Origin of the sequence: Aeromonas popoffii (assembly GCF_037818705.1) — a bacterium.
Lineage (GTDB): Bacteria > Pseudomonadota > Gammaproteobacteria > Enterobacterales > Aeromonadaceae > Aeromonas > Aeromonas popoffii.
On sequence record NZ_CP149129.1, the window covers coordinates 153,355 to 170,960 of the forward strand.

General features: G+C 59.3%; 15 protein-coding genes. 8 read left to right on the top strand and 7 right to left on the bottom strand.

Annotated elements, in window-relative coordinates; genetic code table 11:
- Positions 1–55 precede the first annotated feature (55 nt).
- The 4 genes from WJM78_RS00755 to hemN all read left to right on the top strand — a co-directional run bounded on the left by WJM78_RS00755 (position 56) and on the right by hemN (position 3,931).
- Complete coding sequence (locus tag WJM78_RS00755) at positions 56–673, top strand: c-type cytochrome (RefSeq protein ID WP_042033918.1); 618 nt, start codon at positions 56–58, stop codon at positions 671–673.
- Between the two features lie 826 nt (positions 674–1,499).
- The gene (yihI, locus tag WJM78_RS00760) at positions 1,500–2,078 is read left to right on the top strand and encodes a Der GTPase-activating protein YihI (protein WP_275929403.1); all 579 of its coding nucleotides are present in this window, start codon (positions 1,500–1,502) and stop codon (positions 2,076–2,078) included.
- A gap of 11 nt (positions 2,079–2,089) precedes the next feature.
- The gene (locus tag WJM78_RS00765) at positions 2,090–2,530 is read left to right on the top strand and encodes a DUF2489 domain-containing protein (RefSeq protein ID WP_108535466.1); all 441 of its coding nucleotides are present in this window, start codon (positions 2,090–2,092) and stop codon (positions 2,528–2,530) included.
- A 27-nt stretch (positions 2,531–2,557) separates the two neighbouring features.
- Positions 2,558–3,931, top strand: coding sequence for an oxygen-independent coproporphyrinogen III oxidase (hemN, locus tag WJM78_RS00770; protein ID WP_339012680.1), 1,374 nt, complete (start codon positions 2,558–2,560; stop codon positions 3,929–3,931).
- Between the two features lie 77 nt (positions 3,932–4,008).
- Here the strand turns inward: hemN and add are convergent, their stop codons facing one another.
- The 5 genes from add to glnA all read right to left on the bottom strand — a co-directional run bounded on the left by add (position 4,009) and on the right by glnA (position 9,823).
- On the bottom strand, positions 4,009–5,010 hold the full coding sequence (gene add, locus WJM78_RS00775; protein ID WP_339012683.1) for an adenosine deaminase: 1,002 nt from the start codon (positions 5,008–5,010) through the stop codon (positions 4,009–4,011).
- 141 nt (positions 5,011–5,151) lie between these two features.
- Positions 5,152–6,570 (bottom strand): nitrogen regulation protein NR(I), encoded by a 1,419-nt coding sequence (gene glnG, locus WJM78_RS00780; RefSeq protein ID WP_339012686.1) that lies wholly within the window; start codon positions 6,568–6,570, stop codon positions 5,152–5,154.
- A 9-nt stretch (positions 6,571–6,579) separates the two neighbouring features.
- Positions 6,580–7,635 carry a nitrogen regulation protein NR(II) gene (gene glnL / locus WJM78_RS00785; protein ID WP_212514022.1) on the bottom strand — a complete coding sequence of 352 codons (1,056 nt, stop codon included), beginning with the start codon at positions 7,633–7,635 and terminating at the stop codon, positions 6,580–6,582.
- 80 nt (positions 7,636–7,715) lie between these two features.
- Positions 7,716–8,297: a DUF4124 domain-containing protein gene (locus WJM78_RS00790; RefSeq protein WP_275929399.1), complete on the bottom strand. Its 582-nt coding sequence runs from the start codon at positions 8,295–8,297 to the stop codon at positions 7,716–7,718.
- A 116-nt stretch (positions 8,298–8,413) separates the two neighbouring features.
- Positions 8,414–9,823 (bottom strand): glutamate--ammonia ligase, encoded by a 1,410-nt coding sequence (gene glnA, locus WJM78_RS00795; RefSeq protein ID WP_042866924.1) that lies wholly within the window; start codon positions 9,821–9,823, stop codon positions 8,414–8,416.
- Between the two features lie 351 nt (positions 9,824–10,174).
- Between glnA and typA the strand changes: the two genes are divergently transcribed.
- The 3 genes from typA to dtd all read left to right on the top strand — a co-directional run bounded on the left by typA (position 10,175) and on the right by dtd (position 13,563).
- A complete protein-coding gene (gene typA, locus WJM78_RS00800) occupies positions 10,175–11,986 on the top strand; it encodes a translational GTPase TypA (protein WP_042033909.1) in 1,812 nt (603 codons plus the stop codon).
- 173 nt (positions 11,987–12,159) lie between these two features.
- Positions 12,160–13,032: a virulence factor BrkB family protein gene (locus WJM78_RS00805; protein ID WP_275929398.1), complete on the top strand. Its 873-nt coding sequence runs from the start codon at positions 12,160–12,162 to the stop codon at positions 13,030–13,032.
- 93 nt (positions 13,033–13,125) lie between these two features.
- Positions 13,126–13,563, top strand: coding sequence for a D-aminoacyl-tRNA deacylase (gene dtd / locus WJM78_RS00810; RefSeq protein ID WP_042033906.1), 438 nt, complete (start codon positions 13,126–13,128; stop codon positions 13,561–13,563).
- A gap of 37 nt (positions 13,564–13,600) precedes the next feature.
- On the opposite strand, the gene WJM78_RS00815 is transcribed toward dtd, so the two are convergent.
- Positions 13,601–14,269 carry an SAM-dependent methyltransferase gene (locus WJM78_RS00815; protein ID WP_339015709.1) on the bottom strand — a complete coding sequence of 223 codons (669 nt, stop codon included), beginning with the start codon at positions 14,267–14,269 and terminating at the stop codon, positions 13,601–13,603.
- A gap of 173 nt (positions 14,270–14,442) precedes the next feature.
- On the opposite strand from WJM78_RS00815, the gene WJM78_RS00825 reads away from it, so the two are divergent.
- Positions 14,443–15,357 carry a bifunctional GNAT family N-acetyltransferase/hotdog fold thioesterase gene (locus tag WJM78_RS00825; protein WP_339012695.1) on the top strand — a complete coding sequence of 305 codons (915 nt, stop codon included), beginning with the start codon at positions 14,443–14,445 and terminating at the stop codon, positions 15,355–15,357.
- A 54-nt stretch (positions 15,358–15,411) separates the two neighbouring features.
- On the opposite strand, the gene WJM78_RS00830 is transcribed toward WJM78_RS00825, so the two are convergent.
- Entirely contained in the window at positions 15,412–17,481 is a 2,070-nt protein-coding gene (locus tag WJM78_RS00830; protein ID WP_339012698.1) for an AsmA family protein, read from the bottom strand.
- Between the last annotated feature and the right edge of the window lie 125 nt (positions 17,482–17,606).

Below are 17,606 nucleotides of genomic sequence, written 5' to 3' on the forward strand. Positions count from 1 at the left end.
ACATGCCTTCAGCGGCATGGGATCTGGAAGCCTAATAACGAGAAGTTGGAACGCCATGAAGAACCTAGTCATTACTCTTGCTCTGATGGTTGGCGTAACGGGGATGGCACAAGCCAAGGGCGATGCCGCTGCGGGACAATCCAAGGCTGCCGTGTGTGCGGCTTGTCATGGACCGGACGGAAACAGCCTTGTCGATATGTACCCCAAGATTGCTGGTCAGCACGCATCATATATCAAAAAGCAATTAGTTGAACTGAAGGCTGCAGCTTCTGGCCAAATTGGTCGGGTTGCGCCCATTATGGGGCCTATGGCTCTCCCCTTGTCCGACCAGGACATGGAAGACCTCGCTGCCTACTTTTCCAGCCAGAAGGTAACACCGATTGCGGTGCCTGATGACGCTGTAGCAGCGGGTAAAGCGCTCTATATGGGTGGTGACATGAGCCGTGGTCTGGCTGCTTGTACCGCTTGTCATGGCCCACGGGGTTCGGGTGTCGAGCAGGCCAAATATCCGAGTCTGTCCGGCCAACATCCTGCTTATATCAAGGCCCAGCTCACCGCGTTTCGTGCGGCTGCCCGTGATAACGACCCGAACAGCATGATGCGGGACGTTGCCAAGAAGCTGACCGATCAGGATATAGAGGCCTTGTCCATATACGTGGCAGGCTTGCACTGATAGCGCATGATGATGCACCCCATTGATATTAACGAGGAGCTACCGGCTCCTCGTTTCTTTTTGGCCTTTAACTCCATTTGGCCAATTATTTCTCGCATTGTTGTAAGAGATCCCCCATTCATTGGTCTGGCCAGGGCTTAAACATTTTTCAATAATGTTGAGTAATTCATTAATTTCAATATGTTAAATGACAACAAGCGATTTATCTCCGTTTGAAAACGTTCTCGGTGGATTGAGTCATTTTATTAAGTTGATACAGTGGATGCATGGAGTGACCCACGGGGCGATTCACGACCGGGATGTTGTGAAGACAGGATGTCGATACGGCGGGATGCCACAGGAACAGGCAAGTGACAGGCAAGGGATTGAAATACCAGGATGGTGACTGCTCAGGAAGAGCGGGGCTGCGGGATGCAACCACCCCAGAATGACGGCCGGAGGCCATCTCCATGGGTTAAGCAAGCACACGCACATTCAGGAACGACCATTAAGGTCAGGACGACCATATACAAAGATATGATGCGCAGAGGTATCGCCACGGACAGGGTGATTTGCAGCCAGGGATGGGACTCGCATAAACATATCGAGGCAGCTTCGGCTGCCTTTTTTCTTTTGGGTCATTAACCCGATTAGCCATTCTGTGTCAAAATACCAGCAACATGCCCAGAGGATGCCGATCCTGCGGTGTTCAGACGCCAGAAATGGTCGGGTTGGTGCAGGATCCCGCTCTTGTTTCTGCTCCACTGTCCCCCGTGTCAGTATCCTCCCCGGATGGTTTCATCCCGGGAGCGGCTTCAATCCAGTTATTTGTCGGAGTCAGTCATTCATGTCGGCTAAACAACCCAATCGCAAGCCTACCGGTAAGCGCAAAGAATCAGATGCCAGTGCCCTGGAAGGCCGTGAGCGCAAACGCGCCGCCAAGCGTAAGGGCTTGAAGGCGGGCTCCCGCCAGCAGGCAGAACAGGCCAGCAACAAAAATGGCAAGCAGGCCAAGGATCCGCGTATCGGCTCCCGCAAGCCGGTCGCCCTGATAGTGGAAGAGAAGAGCGGCAAGCCGGTTGCGCCCAAGCCGTTGAAAGAGAAGAAGCTGGTGATGACGCCTGAGCAGGAGCTGGCCGCCATCGAGAATGATGATCGCCTGAACGATCTGCTGGATCGCCTCGATGCCGGCGAGACCCTGGAAGCGGCCGAGCAGACCTGGGTTGACCAGCGTGTCGATCGCTATCAGGAGCTGATGGATGAGCTTGGCATCATAGACAACGATGATGACGAAGACGACGATGGCTCCTTCGACGATGCCAGCTATGACGAGCCGAGCCAGCCAGCCTCCGAAGAGGAGCTGTGGGATCGCTTCACCCAGGTTGACTATCAGCCTGAGCCCAAGCCTGAGCCGAAGAAAAAGTGATGAGTGGATGGATGCTGGCCGCCCTGTTGGGCGGCCTGATTTTGCTGGGGCTGGCCGTGTATGCCGGTACCCTGCTGGCCCGACTCAAGCGCCAGCGTGATATGCAACGGCAGGCCATTGCGGCCCGCAATGAGCGCATTCTCGACAGCGTGCGAGTGATTGCCCATGCGGTGCGGGACGGTCAGTGCGACTATTCCGAAGGCGCCATCCGGCTGACCAATTTGCTGGATGCTTTGCAGATCAAGGGCGGCCGCGCCTTTGCCAGCGAATTTCCGGGTTTGTACGCTCTCTATGAGAAGGTGAAAGAGATGCCGACTCATGAGGCGAGACGTGCCCTCAAGCGTAATGAAGTGATGAAGATGGATCTCGAACGCAGTGGCTATGAGGCCGAGCTGGAGGCGCAGATCCTCAAGGATGTGGCCCAACTGAAGGATTTTCAGTTAAGCCGGTGAGCCGATAACAAAAAAGAGGAAGCAAGCGTGCAAGCAGAACAGATTGTGTGGGATCAGGCCCTGATCGAAAAATATAACTACAGCGGCCCGCGCTACACCTCCTATCCCACTGCGCTGGAGTTCAACGAGCGCTTCGGTTATCCGGACTTCGTCCACGCCGCAGGCCAGTATCCGGCGCGCAACCTGTCCCTCTACGTGCACATCCCCTTCTGTCACAAGCTCTGCTATTACTGCGGCTGCAACAAGGTGATCACCCGTCATCAGCACAAGGCCGATCAGTACCTCGACTATCTCGAGCAGGAGATCAAAGCGCAGGCCCCCCTGTTCAAACACCGGCTGGTGACTCAGTTGCACTGGGGTGGTGGCACGCCCACCTATCTGAACGAATCCCAGACTCGCCGCTTGATGGCCATGTTGCGTGAGCACTTCCAGTTCGCGGATGAAGGCGAGATAAGCATCGAAGTGGACCCGCGCGAGATCGAACTCACTATGCTGGATGTGCTGCGCGAAGTGGGGTTTAACCGCATCAGCCTCGGCGTGCAGGACTTCAACAAGGCGGTGCAGGTCGCGGTCAATCGCGAGCAGGATAACGACTTCATCCGCGCGATGCTGGAGCGTGCTCGCGAACTGGGCTTTCGCTCGACCAACCTGGACCTCATCTACGGCCTGCCACACCAGAATCGCGATAGCTTCCACCACACCCTGGAAGAAGTACTCAAGACGGATCCGGCCCGCCTTTCCATCTTCAACTATGCCCATCTGCCGAGCCGTTTCGCCGCCCAGCACAAGCTGAAAGAGGAAGACATGCCAGCCCCCCGGGAGAAGCTGGCCATGCTGCAGGACACCATCGGCTTCCTCACCGGTCAGGGTTACCAGTTCATTGGCATGGATCACTTCGCCAAGCCTGATGACGAGCTGGCGGTGGCGCAGCGGGAAGGCAAGTTGCACCGCAACTTCCAGGGCTACACCACCCAGGGGGATTGTGATCTGCTAGGGCTGGGGGTCTCCTCCATCAGCATGATCGGCGATGCCTATTCCCAGAACCAGAAAGAACTCAAGGCCTATTATGCTCAGGTAGAAACGCTGGGTCATGCCCAGTGGAAGGGGTGCTCCCTCAATCAGGACGATCTTATTCGCCGCGAGGTGATCAAGCGCCTCATCTGTGACTTTCGCTTGAACTTCGCCGCCGTCGAGCAGGCCCATGGTCTGGTCTTCAAGGAGTACTTCGCCGACGATCTCAAGCTGTTGCAGACCTTTATCGACGACGGTCTGGTACGCATGACTGACGAGGGGCTGGAAGTGGTCTCCACTGGTCAGCTGCTCATTCGCAACATCTGTATGTGTTTCGATGTCTACCTGCGCAACAAGGCGCGCCAGCAGCAGTTCTCCCGGGTGATCTGAACCGGCAGCGCTGCACTGAAGATAAAAAACCGCCGTTTCAGGCGGTTTTTTTATGGGGTAAGCAAAGGAGTCAAGGCTCAGCGGCTGGCGGCGCGGGCGCTCAGCTCGGCTTTCTCGCCATCGCTCAGGAAGGCGAGGGTCAGGCCGTTTTGCTGGGCGGTGCGGATCTCGCTGGCCGTCATGCCAGCGGCCGGGGCAGCCATTTCATATTCGTGGGGCAGGTCTATGCCTTCGACCGCCGGATCGTCGGTGTTGAGGCAGGCCAGCACACCGGCTGCCAGGAACTGGCGGATCGGGTGTTCGGTCAGGCTGGCGACCGTGGTGGTCTGGATATTGGAGGTGAGGCAGGATTCGATGCCGATGCGGTGCTCCGCCAGGTAGGCCATCAGGGCCGGATCCGCAATCGCCTTGACGCCGTGACCGATACGTTCGGCGCCCAGCTCGCGAATGGCTTGCCACATGCTTTCGGGGCCCGCCGCTTCGCCTGCGTGCACTGTGACGCGCATGCCTGCATCGCGCACCTTGCGGAAGTGGTCGATAAAGAGTTCACCCGGGAAGCCCAGCTCGTCACCGGCCAGATCGATGGCGACCAGCTTGTCACGGTGGGCCAGACAGGCGGCCAGCTCCTGATTACACTGCTCGGTGCCAAAGGTACGGCTCATGATGCCGATCAGGTTGGTCTTGATGCCGAAGTCGCGGCTGCCGGCAGCCACGCCGTCTATGATGGCTTCCACCACGCCCTGCGGGTGCAGCTTGTGGGCCATCGCCATGTAGGCCGGGCTGAAGCGCAGCTCGGCATAGTCGATACCGGCGCGCAGCAGATCTTCCACGTTTTCGTAGGCAACCCGGCGGCAGGCGTCATAGTCGGCCAGCACGGCAACACCCCAGTCCAGCTTCTTCAGGAAGGCGACCAGGCTCGGCTCGTTCTCGACAATTTGCACGTGAGGACGCAGCGCCTCCAGTTCATTGGCGGGCAGCGGGAGATTGTGCTGACGTCCCAGCTCGAGGATGGTCTGCGGACGAATGTTGCCGTCCAGATGACGGTGCAGGTCGGTCAGGGGGAGAGATCTGTCAATCATGGTGGCGCCTTCTTCGAGTCGGGTTTGAAAGCCTGTCATTCTAGGCAGGGCTCTCAAAAAAGATACCCCGTTTGAAATCAAACGGGGTCTTATTGGTCAGTGATGTGCCAAGGCGTGATGGGAATCGTTTTTCCAGAGGACTCAGGAGAGGTCGAGCTCCTTCAGCTTGCGGGTCAGGGTGTTGCGACCCCAGCCGAGCAGGCGGGCGGCTTCCTGTTTGTGGCCATGGGTGTGATCCAGCGCCGTCTCCAGCATGATCCGCTCGAACTGGGGCAGGGCGTCGGCCAGGATGTCGGTCTCCCCCAGTGCCAGTTTGCTGGCGACCCAATCCTGCAACTGCTGCTGCCAGCCGCCGGACAGGGCTGGCTGGCCCGGTTCGGCCGTGCTGGTGATGGGGGTCAGCAGTTCGGCGGGTAGATCCCCTACCAGCACCTCCTGACCCGAGGCCATCACGGTCAGCCAGCGGCAAACGTTCTCCAGCTGGCGTACGTTGCCCGGCCAGGTGAGACGGCTGATGTAGGCCTGGGTATCCGGGTGCAGGCTCTTGCTCTCCACGCTCAGCTCCTTGGCCGCCCGCAGTAAAAAGTGCTGGGCCAGTTGGGGTATGTCCTCGCGGCGCTCCTTGAGGGCCGGAATGTGGATGCGAATGACGTTGAGGCGGTGGAACAGATCCTCCCGGAATTCGCCATCGGCGACCCGCTTCTCCAGATTCTGGTGGGTGGCGGCGATGATCCGCACGTCCACCTGCACCGGTTGATGGCCACCGACCCGGTAGAATTGGCCATCGGCCAGCACCCGTAACAAGCGGGTCTGCACATCCAGCGGCATATCGCCTATCTCGTCGAGAAACAGGGTGCCGCCGTCAGCCTGCTCGAAGCGGCCGTGACGGATGTTGTTGGCGCCGGTGAAAGCCCCTTTCTCATGACCAAACAGCTCGGATTCGATGAGATCTTTCGGGATAGCCGCCATATTGAGGGCGATGAAGTGTTTGTGGGCACGCGGGCTGTGCTTGTGCAGCGCGTGGGCGACCAGCTCCTTGCCGGTGCCGCTCTGGCCGTTGATCAGCACAGAGATGCTGGAGCGCGACAGCCGGCCTATGGCGCGGAACACCTCCTGCATCGCCGGTGCCTCGCCGATGATTTCAGGGGTGGTGGTCGTCTCCTGCGGGCGCGTCTTGCGCTTGGTACGCTGCTCTTTCAGGTGATTCTCGGCGCGGCGCACCAGGGTCACTGCCTCGTCTATGTCGAACGGTTTGGGCAGGTACTCGAAGGCGCCGCGCTGGTAGGCGTTGACCGCGCTGTCCAGATCCGAGTGGGCGGTCATGATGATGATGGGCAGATCGGCCTGGCGGCGGTGGATCTGCTCCAGCAGGCTGAGGCCGTCTATGCCTGGCATGCGGATATCGGAGATGATCACATCCGGCGAGCGCATCTCGAGCGAGCTCAGCAGGGCCTCGCCGTCGGCGAAGCTCTCGCACTCGAAGCCTTCGCTGCCGAGGGTGCGTTCCAGCACCCAGCGGATAGAACTGTCGTCATCGACGATCCACACTTTTGCTGTCATGACGTTCCCTTATTTGCGAAGCGGTAGAAAGAGGGTGAATTCGGTGTGACCCGGCCAGCTGATACAGTCGATTCGCCCCTTGTGCTGATCGATCAGGTTCTGGGCGATGGAGAGGCCGAGCCCGGTGCCCCCCTCCTTGCCGGTGATCATGGGGTAAAAGAGGGTATCGCGGATGGCATCGGGGATGCCGGGGCCGTTGTCGATGATCTTGATCTCCGCTGCCAGCCGGTAGCGCTGGCCGTGGATGGTGATCTGGAAGGCGGTGCGGGTCTTGATGCGGATAAGGCCGGTCTGATCGCCCAGCGCTTCGGCGGCGTTGCGCACTATGTTGAGAAAGGCCTGCTGCAGCTGATCCGGCTCCATCTCGAATTCCGGAATGCTGGGGTCGTAATCCCGCTCGATACGTACCGAGGGTGGCAGTTCGAGCTCCACCAGACGGCGCACCTGCTCCAGCACTGAATGGACATTGTGCATCTGGTGGCGGCCGGGACGCTGGGGGCCGAGCAGTCGGTCGACCAGCACCCGCAGCCGGTCGGCCTGTTCGATGATTATGCCGGTGTATTCACGCAAGGCCGGATCCGGCAGCTCTTTTTGCAGCAGCTGAGCCGCGCCACGCAGGCCGCCCAGCGGGTTCTTGATCTCGTGAGCCAGACCGCGCACCAGCTCCTTGGCGGCCTGTTGCTGGGCATGTTGTTGCAGCTCCTGGCTGATCTTCTTCTGTTGATCTATCTTGCGCAGCTCCACCACCATCAGCCGTTGTTCATGGTCGGCGAGCGGGCTCACGCTCATCTCCACCAGTCTGGGTTCTCCTTCAACCACCAGGGTCACTTCGCTGTCGGTGAAGCCCTGCCCCGAGGTGAGGCATTGCTTGAGGCGCTGCAAATCGAGGGAAATGTGTTCCAGCAGATAGGGCAGCTCGATCCCGATCAGCCGGCGCTGGCTGAGGGAGAGCAGTTGTTCGGCCGCCGGGTTGACGAACTGGATGCAGAGCCGCTCATCCATCAGGATGACGGCGGTCAGCAAGTTATCGAGCAGTATCTTGGCTTGATCCGGGCGGGCTGGCACAGGTTTCTCCCTAAAACGGTGCTATACACCAGTAATGCACCAGTATGGTGCATTTAGTCTACCCGTATCGATGCACAGGATCACCCCCTGTTGGGGCGGGGGGTCACTTTTGGTGCCGGATTGAGGCTGGCTCGGTGCAGGTAGAAGGTGACTACCTTGGATTCAGCAAGGATCGTACCGTCTTTGGCCAACAACTCGAGTTGGGCCTGGTGGGCACCGCGATCCAGGTTCTCGACCCGCACGGCCAAGCCATTTTTGACTACGGGCGCCGCCTTGCCATTCAGGAGCAAGCGCACGTCATACTGGGCCGGTGCTTTCGGACTGATCTGCCCCTGGAACACCACGTTGCCCGTGTTGTCGCGCAGCGTGCTGCCCTGTTCTGGTGAGAGCAGTTCGATCGCCAGCTTGACAGCTTCCTTCTCCTTCTTGGTATCGACGCCGGTCAGGCTGTTGAAGTTCTCCACCTGCACCGAGCGCGGCGAGCTGCCAATGAGAGGGGCAACCCGCAGATCCACTTCTTTGGCTTTCTGGCCGGGGGGAGGGGCATCCGTGAAGTGGGTGACGCCATTGCTATCGACCCAGGAGTAGACCCTGGTCGCATCAACGCCGAACGAGGTTAGCAGCATGAGGGTGAGTATCCCTATGCCGTGCTTGTTGTTCATCCATCTCTCCTTAGACGGTAATTTGCTTAATCCTATCAGAGAAAAAACCCGCCAGATGGCGGGTTTTGTCACGATTAAGCAAGCTGACCGGATTTAAACGGGCAGTCTGTTCCGATTTAGACGGAGTAGTACAGTTCGAACTCCAGCGGGTGCGGGGTCATGCGCACGCGGTCAACATCCTGTTGTTTCAGTTCCAGGTAGGAGTTGATGAAGTCATCGCTGAACACGCCACCGCGGGTCAGGAACTCGCGATCGCTGTCCAGTGCGGCCAGCGCTTCGTCCAGAGAGCCGGCCACGGTCGGTACTTCAGCGGCCTCTTCCGGCGGCAGGTCATACAAGTTCTTGTCCATGGCATCGCCCGGATGGATCTTGTTGATGATGCCGTCCAGACCGGCCATCAGCTGTGCTGCGAACGCCAGGTACGGGTTGGCTGCCGGATCCGGGAAACGCACTTCGATACGACGAGCTTTCGGGCTCGGCACCACCGGAATACGGATGGAGGCAGAGCGGTTGCGGGCTGAGTAAGCCAGCATGACAGGGGCTTCATAACCCGGAACCAGACGCTTGTAGGAGTTGGTGGTTGGGTTGGCGAAGGCATTGATGGCCTTGGCGTGCTTGATGATACCGCCGATGTAGTGCAGTGCCATCTCGGACAGACCGCCGTACAGGTCGCCGGCGAACAGGTTGACGCCGTTCTTGGCCAGGGACTGGTGGCAGTGCATGCCGGAGCCGTTGTCACCGAACATGGGCTTCGGCATGAAGGTGACGGTCTTGTTGTAGGCGTGGGCCACGTTGTGGATCACGTACTTCAGAACCTGAACTTCATCTGCTTTCAGCGTGAGGGTGTTGAAACGGGTCGCGATCTCGTTCTGACCGGCGGTCGCCACTTCGTGGTGGTGAGCTTCAACGACCTGGCCCATCTCTTCCAGCACCAGACACATGGCGGCGCGGATGTCCTGGGAGGAGTCAACCGGTGCAACCGGGAAGTAACCGCCTTTCACGAACGGACGGTGGCCCTTGTTGCCGTGCTCGTACTCGGTACCCGAGTTCCAGGCGGCTTCTTCAGATTCGATTTTCACGAAGCTGTGGCCCATGGTGTTCGAGAAGGTGATGTTGTCGAACATGAAGAATTCCGGCTCCGGCCCGAACAGCACGGTGTCAGCGATGCCGCTGGCTTTCAGGAAATCTTCGGCACGCTTGGAGATGGAGCGGGGATCGCGGTCATAACCTTGCATGGTGGCCGGTTCCAGCACATCGCAGACGATGTTCAGGGTGGTCTCTTCGGTGAACGGATCCAGCTTGGCGGAGGCCGCATCCGGCATCAGCACCATGTCAGATTCGTTGATGCCCTTCCAGCCGCCGATGGAGGAGCCATCGAACATCTTGCCGTCTTCGAAGAAGTCTTCGTTGACCTGGTGGGAAGGGATGGATACGTGCTGCTCTTTACCTTTGGTGTCGGTAAAGCGCAGGTCAACAAACTTGACTTCGTGTTCCTGGATCAGGGCCAAAACGTTCTGGGCTGACATGCTAAGTAACCTCCGGTGTTAAAACTCTTAGGGTGAATGCGTCATCTTATTCACATAAGCCAGTATCGTGCCAAGTTTGTGACAGCTTGATTTCAGGGCATTTGCGACTATAACCCTGCCCCAAGACCCGCCATCTCAGCGCGTTACGCCTCAAAATAGTGCAAGAGTGGATCGTTTTGGTGCACTAAAATGGTGCGCAGTATACGGTCAGCCCCCATCTAAGCAGGCTTTGAGCGGAAGGTCTATGATCCCGAACCCCTGTTATACGAGATTGCACTGTAATTCTGCTAGGCAGATCACAAAGGCGAGAGTACAATTAGCGCCCAATTTTACCCGGTGATTGAGGCGAGAATGTTAGAGAATTTACGCAATATTGCGATTATTGCGCACGTAGACCACGGCAAAACTACCCTGGTTGATAAGCTGCTGCAGCAGTCTGGAACCCTGGACCGTACCACTGATGGTCAAGAGCGTCTGATGGATTCCAACGACCTGGAAAAGGAACGTGGTATTACCATTCTCGCCAAGAACACCGCGATCCGCTGGAAAGACTACCGTATCAACATCGTTGATACCCCGGGTCACGCTGACTTCGGTGGTGAAGTAGAGCGTGTCATGTCCATGGTCGACTCGGTGCTGCTGCTGGTTGATGCCGTTGACGGCCCGATGCCGCAGACTCGTTTCGTGACCCAGAAAGCCTTCGCCCAGGGTCTGAAGCCGATCGTGGTCATCAACAAGATTGACCGTCCGGGTGCTCGTCCTGACTGGGTAATGGATCAGGTATTCGACCTGTTTGACAACCTGGGTGCGACCGATGAGCAACTGGACTTCAAAGTTGTTTACGCTTCAGCACTGAACGGTTGGGCCACCATGGACCAAGGCGTTGAGTCCGACAACATGGAACCCCTGTTCCAGGCCATCGTCGACAACGTCGAGCAGCCGAAGGGTGACCCTGTCGGTGCTTTCCAGATGCAAATCTCCCAGCTGGACTACAACTCCTACGTCGGCGTTATCGGTATCGGCCGTATCAGCCGTGGTCGCGTCAAGACCAACCAGCAAGTCACCGTCGTCGGTGCCGATGGCAAAACCCGTACTGGCAAGGTCGGTCAGGTGCTTGGCTACCTAGGTCTGTCCCGTACCGAAGTTGTTGACGCGCAAGCGGGCGACATCATCGCCATCACAGGTCTGGGCGAGCTGAAAATCTCCGACACCATCTGTGATAACGGTGCTGTTGAAGCCCTGCCGCCGCTCTCCGTTGACGAGCCGACCGTGAACATGACCTTCCAGGTCAACACCTCACCGTTCGCTGGTAAAGAAGGCAAGTTCGTGACCTCCCGCAACATCATGGAGCGTCTGAACCAGGAGCTGGTCCACAACGTGGCCCTGCGTGTGGAAGAGACCGAAGATCCGGACAAGTTCCGCGTATCCGGTCGTGGTGAACTGCACCTCTCCATCCTGATCGAAAACATGCGTCGCGAAGGTTACGAGCTGGCAGTATCCCGTCCGGAAGTTATCCTGCGCACCGTGGATGGCGTTCTGCACGAACCGTTCGAAACCGTGACTGTCGACGTGGAAGAGATTCACCAGGGTTCCGTGATGGAGCAACTCGGCCTGCGTAAGGGCGAGATGACCAACATGACCCCGGATGGCAAGGGCCGTGTCCGTCTTGACTTCATGATCCCGAGTCGTGGCCTGATCGGCTTCCAGACCGAGTTCCTGACCATGACGTCCGGTACCGGTCTGCTGTACCACACCTTCGACCATTACGGTCCGCACAAGGGTGGCAGCATCGGCGAGCGTCAGAACGGCGTGTTGATCTCCAATGCTACCGGCAAGGCGCTGACCTTCGCCCTGTTCGGTCTGCAAGACCGTGGTCGTCTGTTCATCGGTCACGCTACCGAAGTGTACGAAGGCCAGGTGATCGGTATTCACTCCCGTTCCAACGACCTGACAGTGAACTGCCTGAAGGGCAAGCAGCTGACCAACATGCGTGCCTCCGGTACCGATGAGGCCCAGGTGCTGACTCCGCCGATCCGCATGACCCTGGAACAGGCTCTCGAGTTCATCGACAACGATGAGCTGGTAGAGATCACGCCCAAGGCTATTCGCGTGCGTAAGAAACTGCTGACCGAGATGGATCGCAAGCGCGCCGGTCGTGCTTGATATCTGTTCATCGACAGACAGAGAGAGGCCTTATGGCCTCTTTTTTTATGGTCGCCCGGCGGAGCATCGCTGGTCAGTATGTCCGAACAGATCGCATCTATCCGGCCCATGGGTGGCCAAATGACCATGCAATCTGACACAATGCCAGCATGATGAAGACATTGGGAATCACGATGCAGCAGAAATTCGGTGGCCGTCTCGGTCATGCCCTCTCTTTTTTACGCCACGATGGTGGTCACTTTGCCCAGTTTGTCTGGGGCCGTTTCCAGCAGGACAGGCTGACAGTGACTGCTGGCTATCTGGCCTATGTCACTCTGCTCTCCCTGGTGCCCATGATTGCCGTGGTGTTCGGCATGATGTCCGCTTTTCCCGTGTTCCAGACCCTGAAGCAGGCGATAGAGCAGTTCGTCTATCACAACTTCGTGCCCACTGCGGGTGAGATGCTCAAGGAGTACATAGATGGCTTCGTGGCGAATGCCACCAATACCACTGCCGTCGGCATAGGTGCCCTGATCGTGGTGGCGCTGATGCTGATCTTGGCCATCGACAAGAATCTCAACTACATCTGGCGTTCGACCCAGGGCCGACCGCTGGCACAGGCGTTTGCCATGTACTGGATGATACTGACGCTGGGCCCCGTGCTCATAGGTGCCAGCATCGCCATCTCCTCTTACATTTTCTCGCTGCGGCTGTTTGGGGCGGAGAGCCTGTTTGGTATCGGCTACCTGCTGCTGGGATGGTTGCCGTTCCTCTTCTCTGTGCTCACCTTCCTGCTGGTGTATACGGTGGTGCCCAACTGCAAGGTGCGGCTGATACACGCCTTCATCGGTGCCTTGGTGGCCGCAATCCTGTTCGAGTTGGCCAAGCGCGGATTTGCCATCTACATCACGAACTTCCCCTCCTATCAGGCTATCTATGGCGCTCTCGCGACCATTCCGATCCTGTTTGTTTGGGTCTATCTCAGCTGGCTGGTGGTCTTGCTTGGCGCAGAAACTACCGCTTGTCTCGGTGAATATGAGCGGCCAGCCTCAGAAGAGCTGGCTTGAGCCATCGTTTTGCCCGCTGCTTTATTGATAGCATCGACGACCGCCCCCGTTAGCAAGACGGAGGCGGTCGTTCTGTTTTGAGAGGAGAGGGATGTGATTGCATTGATCCAGCGGGTTTCCGAGGCCAGCGTGACAGTGGAGGGGGTCATCACCGGCGCCATAGCCAATGGTCTGCTGGTGCTGCTCGGGGTGGAGCAGGGGGATGATGAGGCCAGTGCCGACAAGCTGCTGCACAAGGTGAGCGGCTACCGGGTTTTCAGTGACGAGAATGGCAAGATGAACCTCAATGTGAGCCAGGCTGGCGGCAGCCTGCTGGTCGTCTCCCAGTTCACCCTGGCGGCGGATACCAAAAAAGGCATGAGACCCGGCTTCTCCGGCGGCGCCCATCCAGCCGAGGCCGAGCGGCTATACGACTACTTCGTGGCACAGGCAAAAGCCAGCGGCATGCCGACCGAGACCGGTCGTTTTGCCGCCGATATGAAGGTGGCACTGCTCAACGATGGCCCTGTGACCTTCTGGTTACAGGTCTGAGAGGGGGCGTCAGCTGCCATCACCGGGAGCCTCGTGTCTAGGCGACGTGGCGCGGAACTGTGTGCAGGATCACGTTGATGCAGCCGGGCACGGGGTGTGCCTGGGTGGGGCCAATCCACTCCTCGACCAACATGAGTGCCTGCTCCAGTTCCTTGTGGGTGCGTGGCAGCAGGTTGATGATGAGGGGACCGCGCAGACGGGCGGCCAGGGTCTGATAGAGGTGAGGCTGGAACAGCAGCAGGGGGTTGCCATCCTGGCTGAACAGGTCGAGCAGCGCGAAGTCATAGGTGTCGTCGTGGGCCAGCAGAAAGGCGAGGGCATCGGCGTGGTGCAGGTGCAACGCTCGGTCAGCGGGTTCCGTCGGGTGGCGGAAGAATGCCTGAAACAGGGTCAGCACCTCTTCATCCAGATCCACGCAGTCGTGCCGTGCCTCCGGCCAGCGAGCCCCCAGATGGCGGGTCAGATCGCCACCACCCAATCCCAGCTCCAGCACCCGGCTTGCGGTGGCGGGCAACAGGTCTGCGATGCACTGCTGATGGGGCAGACAGAGGTCAGCAGGTGCGGCGAGTGACATGGCCGATTGCACCACGCCGTCGATCTCCAGCCAGCGGTGATGGGCATTTTCCAGAATGGAGAGGCGCCGTTCCGGCTTGGCGCTCAGGTGCAATAAGTGGTCGGCTTGGTACGCTTGCAGATTGAAGTCCATGAATTTGCACGGCAAGATGGTTTTCGACCAGTGTAACTCAAGGATAGAACTATGTACCGGGTGGTCACTCCCCAGACGGCAGGTGAACTGGATGCTTATTATCAGTTGCGCTGGGAGGCATTGGTGCGCAAGCCCTTCAATCTGTCCATCGGCGCTAACTCAAGGATCGTTTTATGTACCGGGTAGTTACTCCTCAAACGGCAGCCGAGCTGGACGCTTACTACCAGCTGCGCTGGGAACTGTTGCGTAAACCCTTCAATCTGCCCGTTGGTTCCGAACGGGATGAATACGATACTGTCGCCATCCACCGCCTGATGCTGGCGCCTGACGGCACACCGATCGCCGTCGGCCGGCTGTTTGTCGGTGGCGACGAGGCCCAGATCCGCTTTATGGCGCTGCGCCCCGAGTTTCGTGGTCAGGGTCTGGGGGCTCGCATGGTGGAAGATCTCGAACAGCTGGCCCGTAGCGAGAAGGTGAAGCGGCTGGTGATGAACGCCCGCCAGGAGGCGGTGGAGTTTTATTGCAAGTGCGGCTTCCTCGAGGTGGGGGAAGGGCCCGTCTCTTTCGGCCGCATTCCGCACCGTCAGATGATCAAGTCCCTCAGCCCCTTGCAGACCATCCAGTACCGCCCCGAGTGGTGTCAGGATCTCACGACCCGCTGGGCGCGGGGCATTCCCATCAGCGAGAAGATGGGGGTACACATCACCCACTACGATGGCCAGACGTTCCATCTCAAGGCCAATCTGGCGGCCAACCTCAATGTGCACGACACCATGTTTGCCGGCAGCAGCTACAGCCAGTGCGTGCTGGCGGGCTGGGGCCTCATCTGGTTGCAGCTCAAGGAGGCGGGGCTGGTGGGGGATACTGTGCTGGCGGAGGGCAACATCAAGTATTACCGCCCGGTCAACGAGGAGCCGGAGGCGCGGGTGGCCCGTGAAGGAATGCCCGCTGTGCTGGCGCCGCTCAAGGCGGGAGAGTCGGCCAAATTCAGCCTCAAGATCAAGCTGTTCAGTGGTGACAAGCTGGCAGCCGAGTTCCTCGGCCACTACGTGGTGCAGCCCATCAAACGACCCGGTCAGCAGACCTGACGCTTTTTCTCTCGCAAGATTGCAACAAGGCCTCATGATGAGGCCTTGTTCATTTTACGGCTCGCTGGCCGACGTGGGCGCGTTGGCGGGCTGTGATGGTCGCCAGAGCGGGCTGTTGCGTCCCTGGGCCGGATAGCGCACCCCTACCTCCCAGCCACAGGATGCCTGCTTGGCCGGGAACTCCCAGCTCAGCTCAGGAGCATCGAGCGGGCCGCGCCAGTGGCTCAGCAGCTCGGCGCAGCGCTGGCCATTCAGGGCGCCGAGATCCAGCTGCCACTGTTCATTGACCAGATCTATGCCCCCCTGCAGGGCGAGCAGGTGAGTGATGGTGGAGGCGCCGGCTTGCTCTATTTGCAACTTGCCCTGCGCCACCTTGCCCTGCAGTTTGATGTGGTAGAAGGGCGTGTCGCCCCCCTGCATGGCCTGCCACAGCTGAGCCGGGGTGAGGGCGGGCGGGGTGGTGCCCTTGAACCACTCATCCAGCAGGGGATCTATCTGCACCTTGTCCCAGAAGGGGTCGCTGGCATCGAGGGCAAAGCTCCCCTGCAGGGTGCTGCGCCACTCACCTGGCGTGTTGCCGTGCCGGGCTTGCAGGTCGGCGCTCAGATCGGCCTTGCCAGCGAAGGAGATGGGGGAGTGCAGCAGTTTGCTCCACTGCACCAGATCCAGCTTCTCCCCCTTGAGCTGCAACCGGCTGGTCTGGCCCGGCTCCTTGCCCCACTGGCCACTCAGGCTGAGGGATCCTTCGTCGGGCAGCGAGCTGGTCAGCTTGTTGAGTCGCCAGGCGCTGGGGGTCAGTTCGCCATCCAGCGTGCCGTTGCGGGCACTGAGGCCATCCCACACCAGTTCGAACCACTGGCTCTCAATCCTGGCCCGGCCGAGCAGGGACACGGGCTGCTGGCCCCGCAGGCCGAGGTCGGTCAGATAGAACTGCCAGCCGGTCAGCGATAGCGGCAGGGCATCGTCGAACGAGAGCACCTTGAGCTTGTCGAATGCCAGCTTGCGGATGTCGATCTGCGGTGGCTGCCAACTTTGCCAATCCTGCCACCACCCCTGTGGCAGGCTGATGTCCATGCCGCTCAGGGCCATGTCTTTGAGGGTCAGCTTCTGCTGTTGGGTATCCAGTGCCAGCGCCAGATTGAATTCGCCTTCGTAGGCCTTGCCCTGCACCTCGGCGTCGATCTGCTGGGGCGAGAAGGAGACCCGTCCCTTGAGATCTTCCAACTGGAACAGGCCGCGGCCTAGATCGCCGAGGGCGCCAGAGAAGTAGCCGGTCGGCGTGCTGCCGGCCTGCCAGCTGAAGGCGGCGAGCTGGCCGTTGAAGTTGTTGAGGGAGATCTCCTGTTCGATGGCGCTGATGCTCACATCACGCACCTGTCCCACGTCCAGGCTGATGTGGCGCAGCGGCAGCTCCTTGTGTCCCGCTTTTACCCACTCGATCCGCATGCCCTGCGCCTTCAGATTGCTCAGCCGCAGGCTGCGGGCGGGCCAGTCCAGGGTCATGCCGGTTTCCAGCAGGCCCTCGAACAGGTTGGCTGTCAGCTTGCCGGTGCTCAGCACCTGACCTTCAAGTCGGCCCTTGAGATTGAGGCGAGAGAGGGCAAAGGTGGGGGTTGTCAGCTCATTGATGTTGAGGCTCAGGTTGGCCTGGGGTGGCCGCACCGGATTGAGTAACTGCCAGTCGTTGAGGGTGGCGTTGAGGCCGCTCAGGGTCAGTTCGTCACTTTGCAGGCTGAGCCGATCGATAGTGCTGTCGCGGATGGTGAGGGAGTGCAGTGGCAGGTTCGGCAGCTGGTTGGGCAGCGGCAGCCTGATGACGGGGCGGATCAGGTCGAGATGGGCGACGCGCACATCCCGGCTCAGCCAGTCGATGCTCTCTATCTCCAGATAGAGCTTGTCGAGGGTGACGGCGTCGCCATAGCTCACCTGCTCGGCCAGCAGGGTATAAGGGTGGAGCGGGTTGAACACCAGCCGCCCTATGGTGACGGGCACACCTGTCTGCTGGCTGATCCAGCTGGCAATGGGGTCCTTGGCCCGCTCTGCATCGAACAGGCCGAGGGCGACCCAGACAAACAGCAGCAGGAAGGCGAAGGGGTAGAGCAGGCCGCGTAACCAGGAATTCATGGGTCCTTTCCTCCTGTTTTGGGATGGTTGTCAGGCGTTGGAGTGGTGATCTCGCAGACCCAGCCAGCGGCGGATCAAGGGGTCTACGTGGGATCTGTGTCTGTCCATCAGGCAATGTGCCCATC